General features: G+C 59.1%; 17 protein-coding genes. 6 read left to right on the forward strand and 11 right to left on the reverse strand.

Annotated features, from left to right (window positions below; translation table 11 throughout):
• The first annotated feature begins 15 nt into the window (after positions 1 to 15).
• Positions 16 to 744: a Crp/Fnr family transcriptional regulator gene (locus tag AC1DV6_RS05205; protein ID WP_477975776.1), complete on the forward strand. Its 729-nt coding sequence runs from the start codon at positions 16 to 18 to the stop codon at positions 742 to 744.
• Positions 745 to 816: 72 nt separating this feature from the next.
• Here the strand turns inward: AC1DV6_RS05205 and AC1DV6_RS05210 are convergent, their stop codons facing one another.
• The 3 genes from AC1DV6_RS05210 to AC1DV6_RS05220 form a co-directional block, all read right to left on the reverse strand.
• A complete protein-coding gene (locus AC1DV6_RS05210) occupies positions 817 to 1,143 on the reverse strand; it encodes a BON domain-containing protein (RefSeq protein WP_477975778.1) in 327 nt (108 codons plus the stop codon).
• A gap of 109 nt (positions 1,144 to 1,252) precedes the next feature.
• Positions 1,253 to 9,508 carry a GH36-type glycosyl hydrolase domain-containing protein gene (locus AC1DV6_RS05215; protein WP_477975780.1) on the reverse strand — a complete coding sequence of 2,752 codons (8,256 nt, stop codon included), beginning with the start codon at positions 9,506 to 9,508 and terminating at the stop codon, positions 1,253 to 1,255.
• Between the two features lie 3 nt (positions 9,509 to 9,511).
• Entirely contained in the window at positions 9,512 to 9,754 is a 243-nt protein-coding gene (locus AC1DV6_RS05220) for a hypothetical protein (RefSeq protein ID WP_477975782.1), read from the reverse strand.
• A gap of 241 nt (positions 9,755 to 9,995) precedes the next feature.
• On the opposite strand from AC1DV6_RS05220, the gene AC1DV6_RS05225 reads away from it, so the two are divergent.
• Entirely contained in the window at positions 9,996 to 10,154 is a 159-nt protein-coding gene (locus AC1DV6_RS05225) for a DUF3309 family protein (RefSeq protein ID WP_477975784.1), read from the forward strand.
• A gap of 65 nt (positions 10,155 to 10,219) precedes the next feature.
• On the opposite strand, the gene AC1DV6_RS05230 is transcribed toward AC1DV6_RS05225, so the two are convergent.
• Together AC1DV6_RS05230 and AC1DV6_RS05235 are read right to left on the reverse strand one after the other, a co-directional pair.
• Positions 10,220 to 10,831: an ATP synthase subunit B family protein gene (locus AC1DV6_RS05230; protein ID WP_477975786.1), complete on the reverse strand. Its 612-nt coding sequence runs from the start codon at positions 10,829 to 10,831 to the stop codon at positions 10,220 to 10,222.
• Between the two features lie 33 nt (positions 10,832 to 10,864).
• Positions 10,865 to 12,031 carry an OmpA family protein gene (locus tag AC1DV6_RS05235; protein WP_477975788.1) on the reverse strand — a complete coding sequence of 389 codons (1,167 nt, stop codon included), beginning with the start codon at positions 12,029 to 12,031 and terminating at the stop codon, positions 10,865 to 10,867.
• A 188-nt stretch (positions 12,032 to 12,219) separates the two neighbouring features.
• Here AC1DV6_RS05235 and AC1DV6_RS05240 point away from each other — a divergent pair, with 188 nt between their 5' ends.
• Together AC1DV6_RS05240 and rpoH are read left to right on the forward strand one after the other, a co-directional pair.
• On the forward strand, positions 12,220 to 12,780 hold the full coding sequence (locus AC1DV6_RS05240) for a ferritin-like domain-containing protein (protein ID WP_477975789.1): 561 nt from the start codon (positions 12,220 to 12,222) through the stop codon (positions 12,778 to 12,780).
• An 88-nt stretch (positions 12,781 to 12,868) separates the two neighbouring features.
• Entirely contained in the window at positions 12,869 to 13,810 is a 942-nt protein-coding gene (gene rpoH / locus AC1DV6_RS05245) for an RNA polymerase sigma factor RpoH (protein ID WP_477975791.1), read from the forward strand.
• A 17-nt stretch (positions 13,811 to 13,827) separates the two neighbouring features.
• Here rpoH and AC1DV6_RS05250 read toward each other — a convergent pair whose 3' ends face one another.
• Positions 13,828 to 14,658, reverse strand: a complete 831-nt coding sequence (locus tag AC1DV6_RS05250; protein ID WP_477975793.1) for a substrate-binding periplasmic protein — start codon at positions 14,656 to 14,658, stop codon at positions 13,828 to 13,830.
• Positions 14,659 to 14,842: 184 nt separating this feature from the next.
• Between AC1DV6_RS05250 and AC1DV6_RS05255 the strand changes: the two genes are divergently transcribed.
• Entirely contained in the window at positions 14,843 to 15,835 is a 993-nt protein-coding gene (locus tag AC1DV6_RS05255; RefSeq protein WP_477975795.1) for a Bug family tripartite tricarboxylate transporter substrate binding protein, read from the forward strand.
• A gap of 4 nt (positions 15,836 to 15,839) precedes the next feature.
• Here the strand turns inward: AC1DV6_RS05255 and AC1DV6_RS05260 are convergent, their stop codons facing one another.
• Both AC1DV6_RS05260 and AC1DV6_RS05265 read right to left on the reverse strand, forming a co-directional pair.
• On the reverse strand, positions 15,840 to 17,048 hold the full coding sequence (locus AC1DV6_RS05260; RefSeq protein WP_477975797.1) for an AI-2E family transporter: 1,209 nt from the start codon (positions 17,046 to 17,048) through the stop codon (positions 15,840 to 15,842).
• 111 nt (positions 17,049 to 17,159) lie between these two features.
• A complete protein-coding gene (locus AC1DV6_RS05265) occupies positions 17,160 to 17,792 on the reverse strand; it encodes a response regulator (protein ID WP_477975799.1) in 633 nt (210 codons plus the stop codon).
• Between the two features lie 49 nt (positions 17,793 to 17,841).
• On the opposite strand from AC1DV6_RS05265, the gene AC1DV6_RS05270 reads away from it, so the two are divergent.
• Positions 17,842 to 19,206 carry a CHASE3 domain-containing protein gene (locus AC1DV6_RS05270; RefSeq protein ID WP_477975801.1) on the forward strand — a complete coding sequence of 455 codons (1,365 nt, stop codon included), beginning with the start codon at positions 17,842 to 17,844 and terminating at the stop codon, positions 19,204 to 19,206.
• 2 nt (positions 19,207 to 19,208) lie between these two features.
• On the opposite strand, the gene AC1DV6_RS05275 is transcribed toward AC1DV6_RS05270, so the two are convergent.
• From AC1DV6_RS05275 to AC1DV6_RS05285, 3 genes are all read right to left on the reverse strand, one after another.
• Positions 19,209 to 19,931: a Crp/Fnr family transcriptional regulator gene (locus AC1DV6_RS05275; protein ID WP_477975803.1), complete on the reverse strand. Its 723-nt coding sequence runs from the start codon at positions 19,929 to 19,931 to the stop codon at positions 19,209 to 19,211.
• 104 nt (positions 19,932 to 20,035) lie between these two features.
• Positions 20,036 to 20,440, reverse strand: coding sequence for a VOC family protein (locus AC1DV6_RS05280; protein WP_477975805.1), 405 nt, complete (start codon positions 20,438 to 20,440; stop codon positions 20,036 to 20,038).
• 32 nt (positions 20,441 to 20,472) lie between these two features.
• A complete protein-coding gene (locus AC1DV6_RS05285; RefSeq protein WP_477975807.1) occupies positions 20,473 to 21,216 on the reverse strand; it encodes a sulfite exporter TauE/SafE family protein in 744 nt (247 codons plus the stop codon).
• Positions 21,217 to 21,242 lie beyond the last annotated feature (26 nt).

The following is a 21,242-nucleotide window of genomic DNA, read 5'->3' on the forward strand; positions in this document are numbered from 1 at the left end:
TACAGATCGCCCCACATGTCACCTCTGCACCACCCCCACCAAAACCACCTGCTGGCAGCTTTACCCCAATCCAGTTTCGATAGCTTTGCCCAAGAGCTGGAACTGGTTGCGCTGCCTCTAGGGCAGATGCTCTACGAGCCTGGCACGCAATTGCGCCACGCCCTGTTTCCCATCAACAGCATTGTCTCGCTGCACTACGTTACCGAAACCGGTGCTTCTGCGGAAACCGCGGGCGTGGGCAACGAAGGCGTGGTGGGGATATCGCTCTTCATGGGAGGCGAAACCACGTCCAGTTCGGCCGTCGTGCAAACCGCAGGACATGCATACAAGCTAGAGCGCAGCATTCTCAAACGGGAATTCAACCTGGCAGGACCGCTGCAACAGCTTTTGCTGCGTTACGCGCAGGCATTGATGACGCAAATGGCTCAGACGGCGGTATGCAACCGGCATCACTCCGTAGAACAACAACTGAGCCGTTGGTTGCTACTGACGATGGACCGTGTACCGACCCGGGAGTTGGTGATGACACAAGAGCTGGTAGCCAGCATGCTGGGCGTGCGCCGGGAAAGTGTGACCGAGGCCGCAGGCAATCTGCAGACCGCGGGCTTCATCAGCTACCGCCGCGGTCACATCAGCGTGCTGAACCGCAAGGGCCTGGAAACCCACACCTGCGAATGCTATGGCGTGGTCCGCAAAGAACTGGCGCGTCTGTTGACCGACGTGCGCGCCCCTATTACTACTTGAAGTCAAAAGAAAAAAGCCTGCCAGGCCAGATATGTATCTGGCCTGGCAGGCTTGATAAGCGTTTAGCTGAGCTTAAGGACGAATAGCGATCTCGTTCTTCACGGAATTCACGCCCTTTACACCCCAGGCGATCGATTCCGCAGTGGAACGCTCGGTGGCGCTCTTGGCAAAGCCGGACAGCATCACGGTGCCCTTCATGGTTTCCACACTGATGGCCGAAGCATCAACTTGCTTGTTGTCGACGAACCGGGCCTTCACCTGGGTGGTGATGGTCGAATCGTCGACATAGGCGCCGACTGATTCCTGACCGCGGGTTACCGCGCAGCCGGTGGCCGACAGTGTGGCGACAGCCAGCATAGAGGCGCTGAGAATGAAAGCGAATGATTTGCGTTGGATCATGGTAAATCTCCTGTAGAACAATTAACCCTGACTCCAGGAAGCGGCGCCAGATGGTGATTGCACTTTAGGTTTCGGCCAATTTTTCGTCGGTGCGTTGGCGCACGCAGCCTCAAGCTATCGCAATGACCCAGCAAGAGTCTGTCGGCAAGTTGGTCCATGGAAGCGACTGCCCCACTGCCAGAAGCTGCGCACCTTCCACGCCAGCAGCAGCAATCGCGTTACGGGCCTCCTCGCGCAACAGTATGAAGCGCAGTGTCTGCGTGCCACGCACCAGTTTGATTTCTGCACGCGGCCAATGCAACGGCAGGCATGGCGTCAACGTGATGTGCTCAGCAGTTTGTTGCAGCCCCAGGATGGATTCCACCGCCGCGCGGTGCATCCATGCAGCGGCACCGGTGTACCAGCTCCAGCCGCCGCGCCCCACATACGGTGGCGCGCTGTACACATCGGCCGCCATCACGTAGGGCTCCAACCCATAGACGGCGCCTCGTGACGCATGGGCCGCCCGATGGGCAGGGCTCAGATAGGTGAAATAGCGATACGCCTTGTCCGGGTCTTGCAGCATCTTGGGCTGCGAGACAGCTAGCTTGGCTGTCGCCATCAAGGCCCACACGCCTGCATGGGAGTACTGCCCACCGTTCTCTCGCACACCTGGCGGATAGGCTTGTATGTACCCGGCAGCAGGCACGGTATGCGCGAACGGTGGCGTCAGCAACTTCAGCAGGCCTGCTTGGGTATCCACCAGCATCGCCTCGGCGGACGCCATGGCTTCGATTTGTTTTGGCACGGAAGCAGCACCCGACAACACCGACCAGGCTTGCGCTATCAAATCCTGCTGGCCTTCCGGGTTGTCATGGGCACCCAAGGGACTGCCATCGTCAAAGAACGCCCGGCGAAACCACTTGCCGTCCCACGCAACACCTTCCAAGGCCTGCTGCCAACCTTGCATCGCCTGCTCCCAGCGCGCGACGCGCTCTGGTTGGGCACGCTCGCGTGCCAGGGCTATAAAGCCCGGAACCATGCTGCACAAGAACCACGCCAACCAGACGGACTCACCCCGACCCTGATCACCGACACGGTTCATGCCGTCATTCCAGTCACCACCGCCCATCAGCGGCAGACCATGCACGCCGACGCGCAGACTGCGGTCAAGGGCGCGCGCCGCGTGCTCAAAGACCGAGTCGGTTTGTGCGCTGACGGTTGGCGTGAAATAGGCATCTTCTGCGCCCTCGGGAATTTCCATGCCCTCCAGAAATGGAACCGCTTCGTCCAACAGCGCCACATCACCGGTGGCGCGCAGATAGTGCAGACAGGCATAAGGCAGCCACAGCAGGTCATCCGAAAAATGTGTGCGAACGCCGGCGCCGCCCGGTGCATGCCACCAGTGCTGCACATCTCCTGCTGCAAATTGGCGCGATGCACACAGCACAATCTGCGCGCGCAGCATGTCGGGTGCTGCCCAAGCCAATGCCATCGCGTCTTGTAACTGGTCTCTGAACCCCGTTGCGCCGCCAGCCTGGTAAAAGCCGGACTTGGCCCAGAGACGGCAAGAGACTGCCTGGTACAACAGCCAGCGGTTGACCATTGCGTCAAAAAGTGGGTCAGGGGTTTCCACGGTGGTCGCGCCCAGCAGTTGATCCCAGCGTTGCGCAAGCTGTTCGCTGCGCAATGCGCTGCCCTGCGCGGCAGATTTTCTTGCCAGTTGCAGACTCTCGTCTGCGTTGTCCGCATACCCCAGGATAAAGACACATTGCGATGTAGCCCCTGCGCCCAGATCCATGCCCATTGATAGCGCGGCGCACGGGTCCAGTCCGTCGCCACGCGACTGGCCCCAGTCCTCTGGCAGTACAAGGCGCCCCTGGACATCGAAACATTCACGGCGGTCACAGGTCCAGTCGGCTTCGCTGCCGTACGGAACCTGAACGCTCAGGAATGCCGTGCCTCCGCCCAGCCCCGTCGCGGTATCAATTTGGGTCGCACGCAACACATGCAGTGCATTTGCTCCGCTGTGCTCCTGGGAAAACCGTGTGAACACGCTGGCACGGTCTGCACGGCGTGATCCCATCAGCCAGGCGACGACGCCCGTGATGCGCAGGTGCTGCGTGCGCTCACCGCTGTTGGTCAGCGTGATCTGCAATTCCTTGACACTGGTGTGCGCGTCGACAGACCAGCGCGCATGTACCTGCAGGTTGCGATGGGTATGGCGGATGCTGGTGTAGCCCTGTCCGTGCACGACCTGGTAGCTTGCGTCATGGGCACCATAGGCATTGGGCGCCACGCTCCAGACATCACCAGAGCGACGCTCCTGAATCAGAAACCATTCAGCCGCAGGGTCGCGCACAGGATCGTTGGCCCAGGCGGTCAACTGGGCCATGCGACTGTTGCGCGCCCAGGTATAGCCTCCACCCGATTCGGAAATGTGGGCACCGAAATCCGGGTTGGCCAGCACATTGATCCACGGACGCGTGGGACGGCTTCCGTCGCGCACATCAAAGCGAAACTCGCTGCCTGTCTCCTGAAAATATCCTTGCGCGGGATTGTTCACCACGTCGCGGCTTCCAGTGGGGCTGACCACCACAGGCGAGCGGCCTTCGCGTGCCTGCAGCGCCAGAGCGTGGCGTTCCATCCATTCCTGCACATGGTGCGACAGCGGCCTGCCATCCGCGTGCAAATGCAGACGCGCCAGCGCCTTCAGTGTGGAGAGCTCCGGCGTGGACAGCGTATCGGTACGCAACACATGAAAGGCCGGCATGGGCACATCGCTACGGGCATGTGTTCCCGCTGCATGGCGCTCGCGCAAGGCTTCCACCTCACGTTGCAGTTCCATCGCATACGACGCCGGTTCCGCATTGAGGATGACCAGATCGCAGGCAACGCCACCCCAGGTCCATAGCCCCATGGCCTGCGTCAGTGAACGCAGCATGCCGAGGCCGTGCAGAGCGCCAATCGACACCAGCAACAGAGGGCGATCACCCGAGATGCCGAAGCGCCACAACACCTTGCGGTCACAGAAGCGCGGCCCGGTCTGCACTGAAGGATCACGCGGCGGACGGGCGCGCGACAGGGTTTGCGTCAGGGCACTGGTGAGCAACTGTGAGGCAGCGAAAGTATCGGGACTGATGCGCAGCGACCGCAAACGGATGCCAGCCAGCGTCGCTGACATCAGCGAAGCACGGCGGATATGGCCACTCTGGCGGTATTTGTCCACCACGGCGCGCAACGTATTTCCATTGTCACTCACCGCGGTGGCGAAGGTCAGTTGTACTTTGGCGTTGGGTGGAATCTTCAGCGCCACTGCGAGGCAGGCCATCGGGTCCAGGCCCGTGCCGAGCTGGGTGGCAGCACCCAATCCGGTGGTCGGCACGCTGTCCAGCCGGGCCAGGGGATTTGCAGGCCCACGATTGCGTCCCAGCCACTGCTGCCTGTCAGTCTGTACACGCAGGGTGATGGTCGATGCATCGGTAGAGGCCAGGAAGTGCGCCATGTGCACGCCTGCATCGGTGTCCAGTCGCGGTCTGCGCTCGAACAGTATGGCCTGGTGCGAAGCAAGCCATTGCGCCTGCACAAAGAGATTGCTGAATGCCGGGTGTGCTTCATCAGCAGAGGGCGGAGCCAGCGTGACCTCTATCGTAGAAATGAGCTCCAACGCAATCGGTATGTCGCTCAGGTTGTGCAATTCGATCTGGCGAAACTCGATGTCATCCTCCGGGCTGACCCAGACCGTCGTACGGCTGTGCAACTCCGGCCAGCTGGCATCGAAACACATGCGATCTGCATGGTGCACTGTGCGGTAACTGGCCTGTGGGTCCGCCGCTGGATGGTGTGTGACTGACGAGAGCGGATCATTGCCCCGGCGCAAATAGATGAAATTTCCGCAGTCATCCTGCAGTGCGTCATCGCGCTCCCGGGTAATACCCGTCGCACCCCAATGGCTCCAGCCCGCGCCATTGGCACGCAGTGCTACGCCATAGCGGCCGTTGGACAGCAGATGCGTGGGCAATACGGCCTGTTCATGCGGCAGTACTTCGCGCAGCATGCTGGGCGAACGGCGGCGCTGGCGCTTCTGCAGCTGCTGGCCACGGTCCAGCTCCGTGAGCAACGAAACTTCGCGCGGAATACGGTCCTGCAGCAGGGACTCGACCGCCTGTATCGCAGCGGCGCCCATGCCCCAGCGCTGGGCACAACCTTGCAGCAACACGTTGGCCAGTGCTACCAGCGTCATGCCCTGGTGGTGGGCCATATAGGTTTCCACCGGCGCATAGGACTTGTCAGACGGCTTGCGCGCTGGCGAGAAGTCCAGCGCATCCATGAAGCCGTATTCGCTGCGCGCGCCCATCTCCTCCAGCATTCGGAAATTTTGTACCGCGCGTTGCGGCGAAACCATGGCAGCCAGTGCAGTTGCGTAGGGTGCGATGACCAATTCGTCAGCAGGTGTGCGTCGCAATGCGAGGCGGGGCACGCCCTGCGGGGCGTACTGGAACGCCAGCGTGTGGTCCCGCGCTGCATACGCCGATTCGGATATGCCCCAAGGTACACCCTGCTTCGCAGCGAACGCCATTTGCTCCAGCACGGCCGTCGCACTGGCTTCGCGCAATGCGCTACCCTGTGGTTCGTCCATCAACAAGCGCGGCATCAAGTACTCGAACATCGAGCCGCTCCATGAGCGCAGGCCCACATGGCGCCCCACCGCAAAGAACATGCGACCCAGCGACGCCCAATGCCGCATGGGTACATCACCCTTGGCTATGGAAATGATGCTGGTCAGTCGTGCTTCCGATGCCAACAGGTCATAGAAACCTGAATCCCATTGCCGCTCCGTGACGCGATAGCCGATGTGAAACAGGTGGCGCTTCTCGTTGTACAGGAAACCAAACTCTGCCTCCCACGCCATCTGCTCAAAAGCTTGCGCCAGCGCATGCAGGCGCTGCTGCTGCACCGTTTCCTGTTCCTGCTTCGACAGCTCGGTACAGGCCTGCGCAGCGGCCAGCGCCAGCGCGCTGAAATTGCCGCTGTCTACTGTCGATATATACGCGGGCGTCAGCACTACGCAACTCTGGGTGTCATACCAGTTGTAAAAATGTCCGCGGTGGCGCTCCAGTTTTTGCAGCGTTCCAAGCGTGGCCTCGAGCCGGTCCAGCAGGTCAGGCGTACTGATCCAGCCGAATTGGCGCGCGCAGGCCGCGCTGACCAAGTACATGCCCATGTTCGTGGGAGAGGTACGGTGCGCCACCATGTCCTGCGGCGTGATCTGCAGATTGTCAGGTGGCAGATGGTTGTCTTCCGGCCCGACACAGCGCTCGAACAACCGCCACGTATCCCGCGCGATGCCCTCCAGGTACAGGCGGTCCTGCAAGGTCAATGGGGCCTGCTCGCCAATGCGCCAGGTTCGGCTGACGCTCCACGTCCAGAACGGTGACGCGGCCCACAAGAGACAGATCATCAGCGCCGGTATCGATAGTGCACCTGATGCCACAGCCATGCACAACAGCAAAGTCAGCGCGATAACTGGCTCCTTCCAGTGCAGTGCCACCAGCCCACCCCAACTCGAACGCGCCTGGCTTTGTGCCGCTTCCGCAGTGGTCCACTGCAACAAATGGCGATGGCTCCAGAACGTGCGGTACAGCGAACGCGCGATCGCGTCGAGCGCAACCATCGCGCTTTGCAGCAGTTGGGCAAATTGCCATAAGCCGCCCCACAGCGCGCGCAGCAAACCGGCAATGGCCTCAAAGTAAAAGTGCTCTTTGGCCAGACCGCGCCGGTAGGACAGGAAGCCCGCCGCTGCGCCCATAACCGGCCCCACACACAGCGCAATGGCAATAACCCACAATACGCGCGCAGGCGACAGGCTCTCGCCGACCAACGCCAGCGCCAGACATGCCAGTGACGCCGGAGCGACCAGCGATCGGCGCAGGTTGTCCAGCATCTTCCATGCACTGACCGCAGGAAAATGCAAACCCCGCGTTCCAAACGAAGATCCCAGCAACACGGGCAGCAACTGCCAGTCCCCGCGCATCCAGCGGTGCATCCGGGAAGCAGCTACATCCGCGTGCGAAGGCGCGTCTTCGAGGACGGTGAGATCCGACACCGAACCGCAACGGGCCAGCGATCCCTCCAGCAAATCATGGCTGAGTATTTGGCCTTCGGGCAAGCGGCCCGACAGCACTGCGTGCACGGCCTGCACATGCAGAAGCCCTTTGCCAGTGAATGTGCCTTCAGAAAACACGTCCTGGTACACCTCGGAACTCGCGGCACTGTAAGGATCCATGCCGCATTGGCCGGAGAACAACCAGTGAAACGGAGTTTGCCTCGCACTTTCCGGCAGCGGTGTCACAACGCGTGGCTGCAAGATTGCGTAGCCGCTCACGACCGACTTTCCGTCGGCAGCGAGTTGCGGCTGATTGCAAGGATGTGCGGCTACCGCCACCAACTCCCGCAAGCGGCCCGGAGGCAACTGGGTATCGCTGTCCAGCGTCAACACATAGCGCGTGGCGTGCGCAGTGATGGAGATGGCACCCAAATCCAGAAACGCCTGGTCAAACCCATGGGCCAGCTCGGTCACCAGCAGTTCCAGCTTGCCACGTTTGCGCTCCCAACCCATCCAGCATTGCTCGGTCTTGCTGTACTTGCGCAAACGGTGCAGCAACAAAAACCGGCCATTTGTCTCTGGTCTGGACGCTTCTGCGTATTTGGCGTTTAGCGCGGTAATGCCGTCCACTGCTCTTTGGAGCAAGGCGGTGTCAGCGAGCGTGTGCTGGGTTGGCGCATCGGCCCAGTCGCTGAGTAATGCAAATTGCACAAAGCGCTCCGGGTTGGCCAGGTAGTGCATTTCCAGGCGACTCACCACCGCAGCAATCGACGCCGGAGATGTCAGCATGCAGGGCACGACGACCATGGTCTGGTGCGCAGCGGGAATACCGTCGCGCCAGGCCAGGCGTGGCAGGTAGCGGGGCTTGAGCGACTCGGCAATCAGCCGGTTGGTAATGGCAACCGCCCCTTCCGAGGCCGGAAAGACCAGCAATACCAGAGCTGTCCAGAAAAGCCAGGTGTGGGCGTCCACTACATGCATCTTGCTGCCCAATCCCGCCCATAACAATAGACCGGTCCAGACCGCCAACACAACCATATAGAGCGGGAAGGCCCATTTGCGCATGAGCCCTCTGCCGCGCGAAAGCCATGGCGTTGCCATACCCAATGCCAGAAGGATCTCAGTGCGTCCGCCGCCAGACAACCAGTACTGCGCCAATCCCCTGCCAGCATCGTCGCTGGTTCGCATGTACTCCAGCAACATCTGAGCCACGGACACTTCGCTGCGGCCACTGCGCTCGGCCATACGCTCAATCGCATGCAGCGTCTGGTCGCGGGTCACACGGGCCTCTGCCGCGAAAATCGGTGAGGCCTCCATGCACAGAGTGAGCACATTGGTTCTGTCAATGATGTCCGCCCAATCGACGTCGCCTATCACCCGCAGGGACGTCAAGCCATTGCTGACGCTCAGGTTATCGGCCGCTTGCTCTGCACTTTGCCAAGCCAGCGCCGCCGCCACATCGGGCAATGCCTGCATCAGCCATGCCTGTATCGCCTCGTGTGCGCCACCATCCTCTGTGCCACGCCAATCTTGAAAGCGCTGTGCCAGTTGGGCCAGAAAAATCCGCTCCACTCCGCGCAATGCAAGCTGCTGACGGACAGTTTCCAACTGGTCAATGCGTAGTTCGTCAATCTGGTCAAACGCCAGATTGGCCAACTCACGCGCAGCTTTATTGCTGGCCACACGTTCCGCCAATCGACGCAGGTTTTCAATCAGCACTACGCGCAACGTGGTGGGCAGGGCCCATATCTCGCTGAGCTTGAGTTCGCAGGACTCCTGGTACGCATCCAGGTACTCCATCAGCAGCGATTCGTCGAATGCGCCGTCCGTGTGGGCGACGAAAGCCCATGCCACGCCATAAATGCGAGGCAAGCCTTGCAGTGGCGCGTCTCGCAATGTCGGCAATTTGCGGAAGTAGCTGGCAGGCATTGCCTCATGCACTTCCTGCAGCTGCGATTCGACGAGGTGAAAGTTGTCCAGTAACCATTCGGCCGCGGGGCTTACGTCATAACCATTGCTGGCTTGCATGCCGATGAAGGTGTGGGCCTCGCGCAGTACCGCAACATTGCTTTTCAGGCGCGGAGAGAAGGTGGTTCCCAGCGCGTTGGGTACGCTCGCAAAGTGTGTCAGGCCAAGGCTGCGACCATGTTGTGCAAATCGCTGTGCACCGAATATTTCTGCACGTATCGGAGCGGGCAATGCGCCCCGGTCCGCATCCAGCAACCTGCGCAGTTCGGGCGATGCGAGGTTGACCCAGCCAGGCATCGCACGCAATACCATGGCTTAGATGGTGGACAGAATAATCCAGCCCAGAAAAGCCACGGAGGCACAAGTCGTCACCAAGCGTGCAGCAGCAAACACATGCACGCGTTGCGCGATGTTCCAGAAAAGGTCCAATCCCCCGCTCTTGCGGCTGCAGCCACTGAGGTGCTCACACAGTGTCAAAAGCTCCTGCGCGGAAAAAGCGGGTGCCTCATGGACCCGCGCGGTGCTGCCTGCATAGGTGTAGTTGGATCGATGTTGCATAGCTGCCCTCCTAGGAATATGAGATTCGTTGAGGGGATGATGCCGAGCGGTGGACAAGGTGTCCGTGCAATACCGCACGGACACCTTTTGAGGCCTATGGCCCACTCATGGCGCTGGTAGGTATCCACGCAATGAATGCGCCCGTCCACAGTCGCGCGGGCGAGTTCTGGCTACCTTCAAGCGGTCCTGCTCGACGCATCTGTCTGGTGGGTTACATGACCGTAATTTTCTGGAGAACACCATGAGCTTGGGAACCATACTGTTGGTCGTGCTGATACTTCTGTTGGTTGGGGCTATTCCGACCTGGCCCCACAGTGCCAACTGGGGTTATGGCCCTAGTGGTGGATTGGGACTGGTTGTCATCATCTTGATCGTCTTGCTAATGACCGGCCGGCTCTGACGGGACAACAACCGGACCCCAAAAAAAGGGCCCTGGCGGGCCCTTTTTTAATGCAACTTCTATGTCTACTTGCCGAACCGGGCCTTAGCCATCGCCAGGCAGTTGTCTTTGGCGGCCCCTGCCAGCACATCGCATCGTTCTTTTTCAACTTTGTATGCCGCGTCTAGCTTGTCGGCATTGGCATCGTTGCGCGCATCGGTGATTTTTTCCTGGGCCTTGGCTTGGGCCTGATTGGTGGTCTTTTGCGCTGCGCCCGCTGCTTCTGCAGTTTCGAGTTGCAGCTTGGCATCGGCCTTGGCGCTCACTTCGGCGGCCTTGGCTTCCTTCAGGCATACGTCCTTGAAGTTGCCAGCCAGGTCATCGCACTTTTCTTTGGAAATCGCATATTGCGCTTCCGCCTTGGTATCCGCCACGGCGCGGCGGGCCTTGTTGGAAGGCTCGTACGTTGCGTTCAGTTGTGCCTTGGCCACTTTTTCATTGCCCTTTGCTTCCAGGACGCAAATGTCCTTGGCATTGCCTGCAAGTGAATCGCAGGCCTTGTCTGCAACTTTGTAGTCGGCTTCGATTTTGTCTTGCGCAGCCTTGTGCGCTTCCTTGGTCATGGTTTGGGCCGAAACCAGGGCACAACAGCTCAGACCCAATGCCAGTGTCAGCAGTTTGATGGATGGAGTTTTCATAGTGATTCCTTTGAGTAGGTTGAGAAAGTGGAATTAGCGTTCGCCAGTTACTTCGACATCAACGCGACGGTCTGGTTGCAGGCAAGCAATGAGTGCCTTGGTAGGGCGTGTGCCTTTGCAATCTTCGGGTTTGGTGACAGGAGCGCTCTCGCCATTACCAACGGTGGTGATTCGGCTGGAATCGATGCCGGACGACACCAGATAAGTCTTGACCGCGTCTGCGCGCTCCAAGGACAGTTTCTGGTTGTATTGCGTGGAACCCAGGCGGTCAGTGTTGCCAGCGACAGCAATCGTGCGGAAACGTGTACCTGACAGATTGCGGATGAAGCCATCCAGTGCTTCCTTGCCTTGTACGCTCAGACCTGCCTTGTCAAAGCCGAACAGGGAGTCCGCCGAGAAATGCACGCGTTGAGGTTGCACAACTACTGGAGGTGCTGGGGCAACAACCACAGGCGCTGGAGGTGGGGGAGGAGGTGCGACCACTGGCGCAGGAGCTACTACTGGCGCCACATAGGCGGGCGCTGGTGCATAGACCGGCTTGGCCTTGCGTCCGAACGGGAACACAAGTGCGACCGAGAATTGATTGACATCACCCCAGTTGTTCACGCCGTCCTTGACGCGGTAACGCTCTGCTTCTCCACGAACCAGCAGCGAAGGACTGATTTCATATTGCAAGCCCAGACCGACTTTGGCATTTGTGTCTTGCTGGCTGGGGTTGGATGCCATGGTCGGCAGCAAAGCGGTGCCGCTGAAGTTGTCGCGGGTATTGGCGTACTGCACACCCAGGCGCGCCGATGCAGACCAGCGTTGGCTCAATGGCAGGGTGTAAATGGCGTCCAGATTCACGCCATCAATTTCATAGCGGCCGTTGAAGGTGCCAGTGGGCATAACAGCTTTGTAAGTGAACTTGCCCAGATTGAAATAGCCGAATTCCCACGAGAAATGGGGAGTGACCTGATAGCCACCAAAAATCTTGTAAGCGGTATCTTGTCGCTCGTTGGTCAACGACAAAGGTGTACTGGAGAAGCCCAGCACACTGTTGGTCGTTGTCTGTTCGTTGATCTGGTTATGCGACTGACCCGCGGAAAGGCCGCCATACCAGTAGCCTGAATCCTGTGTGCCTTGCGCATTCGCAGAGACAGACATCAAGGCGCCCAGACCAGCCAAGCTGAGCATATGCAGGGGAGTTAACTTCTTCATTTGTAATCCTTCTTTCGGTTAGGTTGTACGGTTGGAACAGAGCGGATTGTTCAATTCGGAGCCATTGCAGTCCGTGCGGCAATGCACACAAATGCAATAAAAACAACGGTCCACACGTGCGTTGCCGCACGGAACTGAACAGCCCTTTTGGCGATGCTGTCTGCATCCAATCACTACCGAGAAACACCATGAAACAGGCCACTGCCCTCACCAACGTCGCGACCATGCGCCGCGAAGCCCGCAAACACATTGAAGAAGGCGCTGTCACTGTCGACTACAGTGCCAACCGCGAGGAAGTTCTGAAGCAGCTCAATGAAGCGCTGGCCACCGAGCTGGTGTGCGTATTGCGCTATCGCCGTCACTACTTCATGGCGCGTGGCATCCACTCGCGCGGTGTGGCCGAGGAATTTCTCGCACACTCGAATGAGGAATTGGGTCATGCGGACCGCTTGGCCGCGCGCATCGTGCAATTGGGCGGCGAACCCGACTTCAACCCGGCCGAATTGACAGCACGCAGCCACGCGGAATATGTGGAAGCCGACTCCCTGAACGGAATGATCAAGGAAGATCTCATTGCAGAACGCATCGCTATTCAGAGCTATCGCGAAATGATTCAATACATAGGCCACGCGGATCCAACCACCAGCGATTTGCTCAAGTCCATCCTCGCCGTGGAGGAGGAGCACGCCGACGAACTGTCGGACCTGCTGGCCGACCTGCCCGCCCACCACGTCACGACCAAGGTCTAGCCAGACCTTGCAACCACACGGCGAAGAGGGTTTAGCACTCCTCGACGTAGAGTGCTAATATTGCGGTTCTGAACAAAGGAGTTCTGAAATGACCTATGCCTTAGCTACCCCTGCCAGCACACTGAATACGGCCAATCCATGGTCGGTCGTGCCATCGCTTGGCAATCTGGATGCCTACATTTCAGCCGCCAACCGCCTGCCCATGCTCACTTTGGAAGAAGAGCAGGAATTTTCGCGCAAGTTCAAGAATGAGAATGATCTTGAAGCTGCCGGTAAGTTAGTGCTCTCTCACTTGCGTCTGGTGGTGTCCGTATCCCGCCAATACCTGGGTTACGGTCTGCCCCACGGCGACCTGATCCAGGAAGGCAATGTGGGCCTGATGAAGGCCGTCAAGCGCTTTGACCCGGACCAGGGCGTGCGCCTGGTGAGCTACGCGATGCACTGGATCAAGGCCGAAATCCATGAATACATCCTGAAGAACTGGCGCATGGTCAAGGTCGCGACGACCAAGGCCCAGCGTAAGTTGTTCTTCAATCTGCGCTCTATGAAGGCGCGCTACAAGAGCGACGATGCCGCCGCCGATCTGGGCACGCACCGCGAAACCCTGAACCCCGAGCAGATCGAGGCGATGGCGCGCGAGCTCAACGTCAAGCCGGAAGAAGTCATCGAGATGGAAACCCGGCTGTCGGGCGGCGATGTACTGCTGGACCCAAGCCCGTCGGACGATGGCGAAGAGGCCTTTGGCCCGATTGCTTACCTGACCGATAACAACCACGAACCCGTGGCGATGATCGAAGCGCATCAGCGCGATGTCTTGGCATCTGAAGGGATTGCGACCGCATTGGACGCATTGGATGCACGCAGCCGCCGCATCGTGGAAGAACGCTGGCTGAAGGTCAACGACGACAACTCTGGTGGCATGACGCTGCATGAGTTGGCAGCCGAATACGGTGTCAGCGCCGAGCGTATCCGCCAAATTGAGGTGGCGGCGATGAAGAAGATGAAGACGGCACTGGCGTCATACGCCTGAACGCCTTATTTCTCGGCCTACTTTTCTGCCTGTTTACGCCACAGCTGGATATTGGTTTCCACCAGCTTCTTCATGGCGTTGTCCGCTACCAACTGGTACAACGCTTTGGCGATGCGCCCACGCATCTCGCCAGTGTTGCAGGGTGATAAATGGGACAGTGTGAGGTACAAGCCTTCGTTGCTCACCGCAACGGATGAGGTTTTCAGACTGGTGTAATCGAGCTTGGCCGCCAAGGCCAGGCCCGGATCTTCCTCATAGACTACGTATTCCACCCGCCCCACCGAGAGCATGCGAAATGCCTGCTCGAGTTGGGGGACTTCATCAATCTGTAAAGACGCTTTGGCATAGCGATCAAAGCCTTCGCCAAAACTGTTGTTGATGACTGTCAGCCCTCTGCGCCCCCGCAGATCGCTCCAGGCTTTGTAGGGAAAGGTTTCGTTGGAGCGGGTCCAGATAACGGTGCGTGTCCCCCGGAAAGCAGGGTAAAAGTAATCCATGTACTCCAACCGGGGCATGGTGAGAAAAGCCCCTGCAATCAGATCAATGCGCCCGCTTTTAGCCTCTTCCTGCACGCGCGCCCACGAACCCACATACTTCACCGTGATGGGTAGTCCAATCGCCTTGGACAGCAGTTGCATCAGGTCTGCGTTGGCGCCGATCAGTCGGGTACCGTCCAAGGGATCGCGCCAGAGGTAAGGCGAGTACTCCGGGTTACCCGTAGCGACAAGGGATTTGCAGGCAGCCGTCTGCGCCGCGGCACTACCGCCTATGGCAAGCAGTAACAGCGTCGCGCAAAGGCAATGGTTTCCAACTTTGAGAATGCGCCTTCCGGTGCTTTTTATTTTCATAGCCTGCCGCTGGTGTCAACGCCACATGGCCAGTACAGTCTAGCGGCAAGTGGTCGTTCATGTAAACAAAGAAAACGCCCCGCTGTTGCTTGCCAGACGCTACGCAACGGCAAACGCTTTGCGACACAATACATTGCCAGCCTCGGCCCGCAGGGGCATACCTTCCTGTTTTGGTCTGCCCGCCATGCTTCACAAAAATCCACTGCCCGCTCTCTTTTTTATAGCTGCTTACGCAATCTCTGCGGGCGCTGAGGCCCAATTTGTCACCAAAAATACAAATCTCTGGCCAACCAAACCGCTGCGCATCATCGTTGGCTTTCCTGGTGGCTCGTCGCCCGATCTGACGGCCCGGGCCCTGGCCGAGCCGCTGTCCAAATCGCTGGGCCAGGCGGTGATTGTGGAAAACAAGGTGGGAGCGGCCGGCAACATCGCGACGGACTATGTTGCCAAAGCCACGGATCACCACACCATCGGTTTGATGATCAACGGCAACATGACGATTGCCAAACTGCTCAACCCCAAGTTGCCGTACGACCCGCTGAAAGACTTGCAGCCGATCAGCCTGGTGGGTTACTCGCCGCTGGTATTGGTGGCGCCCGCGTCAGCTCCGGGCGCAACGGCGCAGGACTTTCTGGCCATCGCCCGCCAGGGTGGTGACCGCTGGAACTACGGTACTCCAGGTGTCGGCACGGTCGGCCACTTGGGCATGGAATTGCTGAAATCCAAAACCGGGCTGGCTGCAGTGCATGTACCTTACCCCGGTTACCCACAGGTAGCGACCGCACTGATCTCCGGCGACCTGCAGCTCTCGCTCTTGCCTCCCGCTCTGGCCAGCGCGCAAATCCGCGCGGGCAAGCTCAGAGCGATCGCAGTTACCGCTAGCGTGCGCAGCGCGCTGGTGCCCAACATTCCCAGCTTGTCGGAAGCAGGCGTGAAAGATTTGAACCTCGAAATCTGGAATGCGGTAGCAGCGCCCAACAGTTTGCCCAAACCCATCGCCGCGCGGCTGTCAGCCCTGATCAGCGAGATCGTGCGCACACCCGAGATGCGGCAAAAGCTGTTTCAGCAAGGCTGGACGGTGATGGGTACGTCGGCCGAAGGTCTGGCGAACCGGGTGAAGGCAGATACCGCGCTCTTGAGCGGCATCATTACCGCGCAGCACATCTCCATCGACTAACACTTTAGTCGCCGAGCAGTTCACCAATGGGTTGAAGGTCTTCCACCCTGTCGCACACCGATTTGATGACCATGACGATGGGTACGCCCAGCAGCAAGCCCCAGACGCCCCACATCCAGCCCCAGAAAATCAGCGCCACCAAGGTTGCGACCGGGCTCATGCGGCTGGTGCGGGTGGTGAGCCAGGGCAGTAGCAGATTACCCACCAGGGTGTGAATCAACAGCGAGATGCCGCCAACCAGCAGCGCCATTTGAATGCTGTTGAATTGCATGAAGGCCAACAAGCTGCTCGCTCCCATCATGGCGACCGAGCCAGCGTAAGGAATCAGGTTGGTCACGGCGGCAATGATGCCCCAGACGATGACGTTGTCCATGCCAATGGCCCAAAACATCAGGCTGGTCGACACGCCGACCACCACGCTGACAAAAATCTGCACCAGCAAATACCTCTCGATCTGCATACGGATGTCATCCAGTACATGCACCGTGATTTTTTTCTTCTGCAGACTAACGCCGGATATCTTGACCAGTTTTCGCCGAAAAGTATTGCCAGAACCCAGTGCAAAGTAGGTCAAGAAGGCCACCAGCGTCAGTTGTCCGGCAAATGCGAGCAGGCCCATCGTGCCGCTCCACAAGTAATCACGCACATTGAAATGCGGCCGCTCCACGGCCACCCGCATTACGCCCTTCTGCGCCGCAGCTTTCACAGCGTTGTCCTGGCCCACCTGTTCCAGCTGCGCAGCAGCCTGTTGCACCGCGTCCAGCGCACTGGTGTTGGATACCCCGCCGGGGTGCAAAGCCTGGCGCAACTTCTGCGCTGCCACGGGCAGGGCATCCAGCAATTCAGATGCACTGCCCGACAGCGAATAGCCCGCCCCGCCAAAGGCACCCGCCAGACTGAGCAACACCAGGGCCGCGCCAACCCAGCGGGATACACCGCGACGCTCCAGCCACGCAATCAGGGGTGAAAGCGCGTATGTCAGAAGGATACTGAGCATGAGCGGAATGAACACCTGAGCCGCCCAGTGCAGCGCGAAGATGCTGGCCAGCGCCGCCAACACAAAGAGAGACGCACTGCGTACGTCCACCGGCATATGCAGAAGTACCGGGTCAGGTTTTGCGGGTGATGGCTCCGACGCAGGCACGGGGTCGAGAGCAGGCGCGGCTGTGACTGTGGCTGTGGGCGCTTCGGCCAAGTCTGTCTGGTCTTCCATCACTGTCTTCGCAAGTAGTAAGTGGGCAGTATCTGCAAGTTGCGCTGCAGCCACTGTACGCTGGCACACGGACAGCGGGTCCCCAAAAAGGGACAGTGACGTTGCAGTCGCTTACTGGATCAAACCGTTCTTCAATGCGTAATATGTCAAATCGCTGTTGGATGCTAGGTTCAATTTCTCCATGATCCGGGTGCGGTACGTACTGACTGTCTTGGCACTGAGAAACATGTTTTCCGCAATGCTGCCCACCGCTTCACCTTTGGCCAGCCGAAGGAAAACATGCAGCTCGCGCTGAGACAACTTCTCATGCAGTGGTTTGTCCACTCCACCCACCAGCGCCTCGGCCAGCCGTTCGGCCACTGCGGGGGTGATGAATTTGCGCCCCCCAAATACCGTGCGAATGGCTTCTGCAATTTGCTCGGGATCACAATCCTTGCTCAGATAGCCGCTCGCGCCCTGCTGCAACAAGGCGGTCGCATAGTGCGTTTCCGGCAGGGCGCTAAGTATCAACACCGGCAAGTCGGGCACACGCTCCTTGATGGCTGCCAGCGCCTCCACTCCCCCCTGGTCACCCATGGAAAGGTCCATTAGCATGACATCGACCCCGCCAGCCTTCGCGATTTCAAGTGCTTCACGGCCATTGGCCGCCTCAGCAACGACTTCCAGGTCTGCATGGGCGGCAAAGAACTGCCGCAGCCCGGCGCGCAAAATGGCATGGTCATCGACAATCGCAACACGAATCATGGAATCCCGCTCTTTCTGGGCTTGATGCTTTGTATTCTAGGATAGCCGCATGAACACACAAATAACTACCGTCGTAAAGCGCAATCCGATTGCCATCCTGATGCTGGTGTTCGCCTCGGTTGCCGTGGTGTGGATCACCGAAGACTCCAACCAACGCGCTGCGACTCTGGTGCAAAAGCTCGGCTCGATTGCAGAGAATCGCCTCCATCTCTATGACCTGACCAAGGGCGTGCTGGACGCGGAGTCCGGGCAGCGCGGCTACCTGCTGACAGGCCGGGAAGAGTATCTGATTCCCTATGACGATGCCCTCAAAAGTATCGAGATTGCATTCAAACTTCTGGATGCCGCCTACTATGCGGACCCGAATGCAGCGGTACGGCTCACCAAGCTGCACGAGTTAGTGGGAAACAAGCTCTCGGAACTCGCCATCACCGTGCGCATGCAAAAAGAGGGCAAGCAGCAAACCGGCAAAGACTTCATGTTCAGCGGCATCGGTCGGGAGTACATGGACGCCATTCGGGGGGTGGGCGATGAACTGCTGGCGATCGAAACGTCGCGGCTGAACTCCAGTCAGAGAGAAGTGTCTGACATCCTGTTATTCAGCCGCGTCGGGGTTGCACTGCTCAGCGCCATCAGCTTGCTGCTGGTGATGCTGAATATGCGCCACAACCAGTCCTTGCGAGCCCAGCAGGATCTGCATCAACAGGCGATGCATGCCGAACAGGAGCGCCTGCAGGATGTGGTGACCGAGCGCACAGCGCAACTGGTGGAATTGAACAACCACCTGCAAACCGCGCGCGAAGATGAGCGCCACCGGATTGCGCGCGATCTGCATGATGAACTCGGCGCCTTGCTCACTGCCGCCAAACTGGATATCGCGCATATCAGGGCTTATTTGGGCGCGGGTTCAGAGGGCGCGACTGAGCGGTTGAACCATGCGGTCAAAACCCTCAACGCCGGGATTGCGATGAAGCAACGCATCATTGAAGACCTCTGGCCTTCTTCCTTGGGGGACTTGGGGCTGGTCGCCACGCTGGAAATTCTGGGCCGCGAGTTTTCTCAGCGGGCGAGTGTGCAAGTGCATTGCGAACTGGAACCCGTTGAATTGAGGCCAAGTGCCAACCTGGTGATCTACCGCCTGGTACAGGAAGCCACCACCAACATCGCCAAATACGCCGAAGCCCGCAACGTATGGCTGGACCTGGTTGCCCGGGATGGATTTGTCGAAATTTCGGTACGTGACGATGGAACCGGTTTTGATATCAGCCAGATGAGCGGCAACCCGCATGGGCTGTTGGGCATGCGGTTTCGGGTAGAGGCAGAACTGGGCACGCTGGACATCACTTCGACACCGGGTCAAGGCACACAGATTCGTGCCCGGATCCCGGAAGCATTGGTGCTGCCTGCCAGTTGATTTCAAGCCGCAAGTGACAAAGGCAACAGGCGGTGATATTCCTTTTTGGCAGAGGCATAGCATTCGCAGGTGTGCTTCTCCAGACGCGGGCGGTCCAGGACCTCGATGTGGCCGCGGCGGTAGCGGATCATTCCGGCCAGTTGCAACTTGTGCGCCGCAACCGTAATGCCTTCGCGGCGTACGCCCAGCAAGTTGGCCGCAAGTTCGTGGGTCATATTCAGCTCATTCGAGGATGAACGGTCCAGGCCCAACAAAAGGCGGCGGGACAGTTGCTGCTCAATCGAGTGATAGCGATTGCAAACCGCGGTCTGGGCCACTTGTCCCAGCATGGACTGGGCATAACGCAGCATGATCTTCATTACGGCGCCGGAGCGCTCCACCTCACTCTTCACAAAATGGGCGCTAAGCCGGAACGCCTTGCCCGCACTTTGTACGACGGCTTCGCTGGGAAGAGCGTCTTCGCCCAAAAAAAGTGAAACGCCGACAACACCATCGTTGCCCACCAATGCCACTTCTGCCGATGAACCCTCCTGCGTGAGGAGCATCAACGATGCCATGGCCGTCGTAGGGAAGTACACATATTCTGGCGTCCTTCCTGCAGCACACAGTACTTGGTGCAATGACAATTCCACCAGCTCCATGTGATCCTGCCAACGGTCTGCATCAGCCTTGGGCAATGCGGCGAGCAACTGGTTTTGCAATGCGCCATACGTGGTGTGAATCATGAGAGCTCTCCTGGATGGATGGAAGCCCTATGGTCTCGAGTTCTGCCCGTTTGCGGTATCAGTGGCCACCACCACGTTGGGTGGGCGCCGTCCTACAAAGGGTACTAAGGCGTCGAATCACCACCCGGTTGGCGCGCATAGCTGACTGTCAGCATTTCCCACTGGTGGCCATCAGGTTCATTCCAATACACCATGCGCCCGCCATAGTCGGTGTTGATCTGCCTATCCTGCGGGCCACGTACGTTGCTACGGTACGCAATGCCAGCGGCCCGGATGCGCGCAAGAATGGCGTCGAATTCAACATCGCTCACACGAAAGCAGAAGTGGTACACCTCGAAAGCCTCATCGGTATCAATGAAATCCAGCGTGAGCCCGGAATTTACAAAGACCGGCGAGAACGGCCCTAACCCCGTCTCGGCCCAGGGCACGTCCAGCAATTCGGCCAATAGCTTGGCCGATGCAACTTTGTTCTTGGACGGAACGATGGTGTGGTCGAGTTCGATAGGCATGGCATGGAATCCCGGTTGAATTTACAAGATCGTCAAAGCGCCCTCACCAGCATATAGACGCCCAGCACAATCAGCCCCACAAAGAACCAGCGGCGAAAGGCCTCTGGATTCAGGCGGTTGCGTACATATTGCCCCAGGTACATGCCGCCTAGAGCGGGCAGCACCGCCAGCAACGAGCTTGCTGCAGCCTCTATTTTGTAATGGCCACTCAAGGCGAGCGCAGCTGCCAGCGCCACAGTGGATACCGTGAAAGACAGTCCCAAGGCCTGGATGAGGTCATCTTTGGCGAAGCCCAGCGCGCTGAGATACGGCACTGCCGGAATGACAAATACGCCGGTTGCACCAGTAATCAGGCCCGTGAGCACGCCGATCAACGGCGACAACCACGGCTCCATTCGGCGGGGTACGGTGAAGCGGCGCGCCACAATGCCAACGCCACCATAGACCGCCAGAATTGCGCCCAGCGCAGCACTGGCAGCGGAAGAAGAATTCCCCGTAAGCACTCCGATACCGAGGAAGGTGCCCAGGCACAGCGCCAGCATCATGGTCGCCAGGCGCCGGGCCAGTGCGAGGAATTGCGGGCCAGTCAACAGCTGCCAGAGATTCGTCACCAGCGACGGAACGATCAGCATGGCCGCAGCGGTGGCAGGCGGCATGGTCAAGCTCAACAAGCCCATCGCTACCGTCGGCAAGCCCATTCCGACCACGCCCTTGACGAACCCCGCCGCTACAAATGTCAGGCCAACGAACAGCAGGAGCAGATGGGATTCGTTCATAGGCCCGCAATGCGCGACGGGTAATG

This window comes from Rhodoferax sp. P2_H8_2 (genome assembly GCF_056403235.1).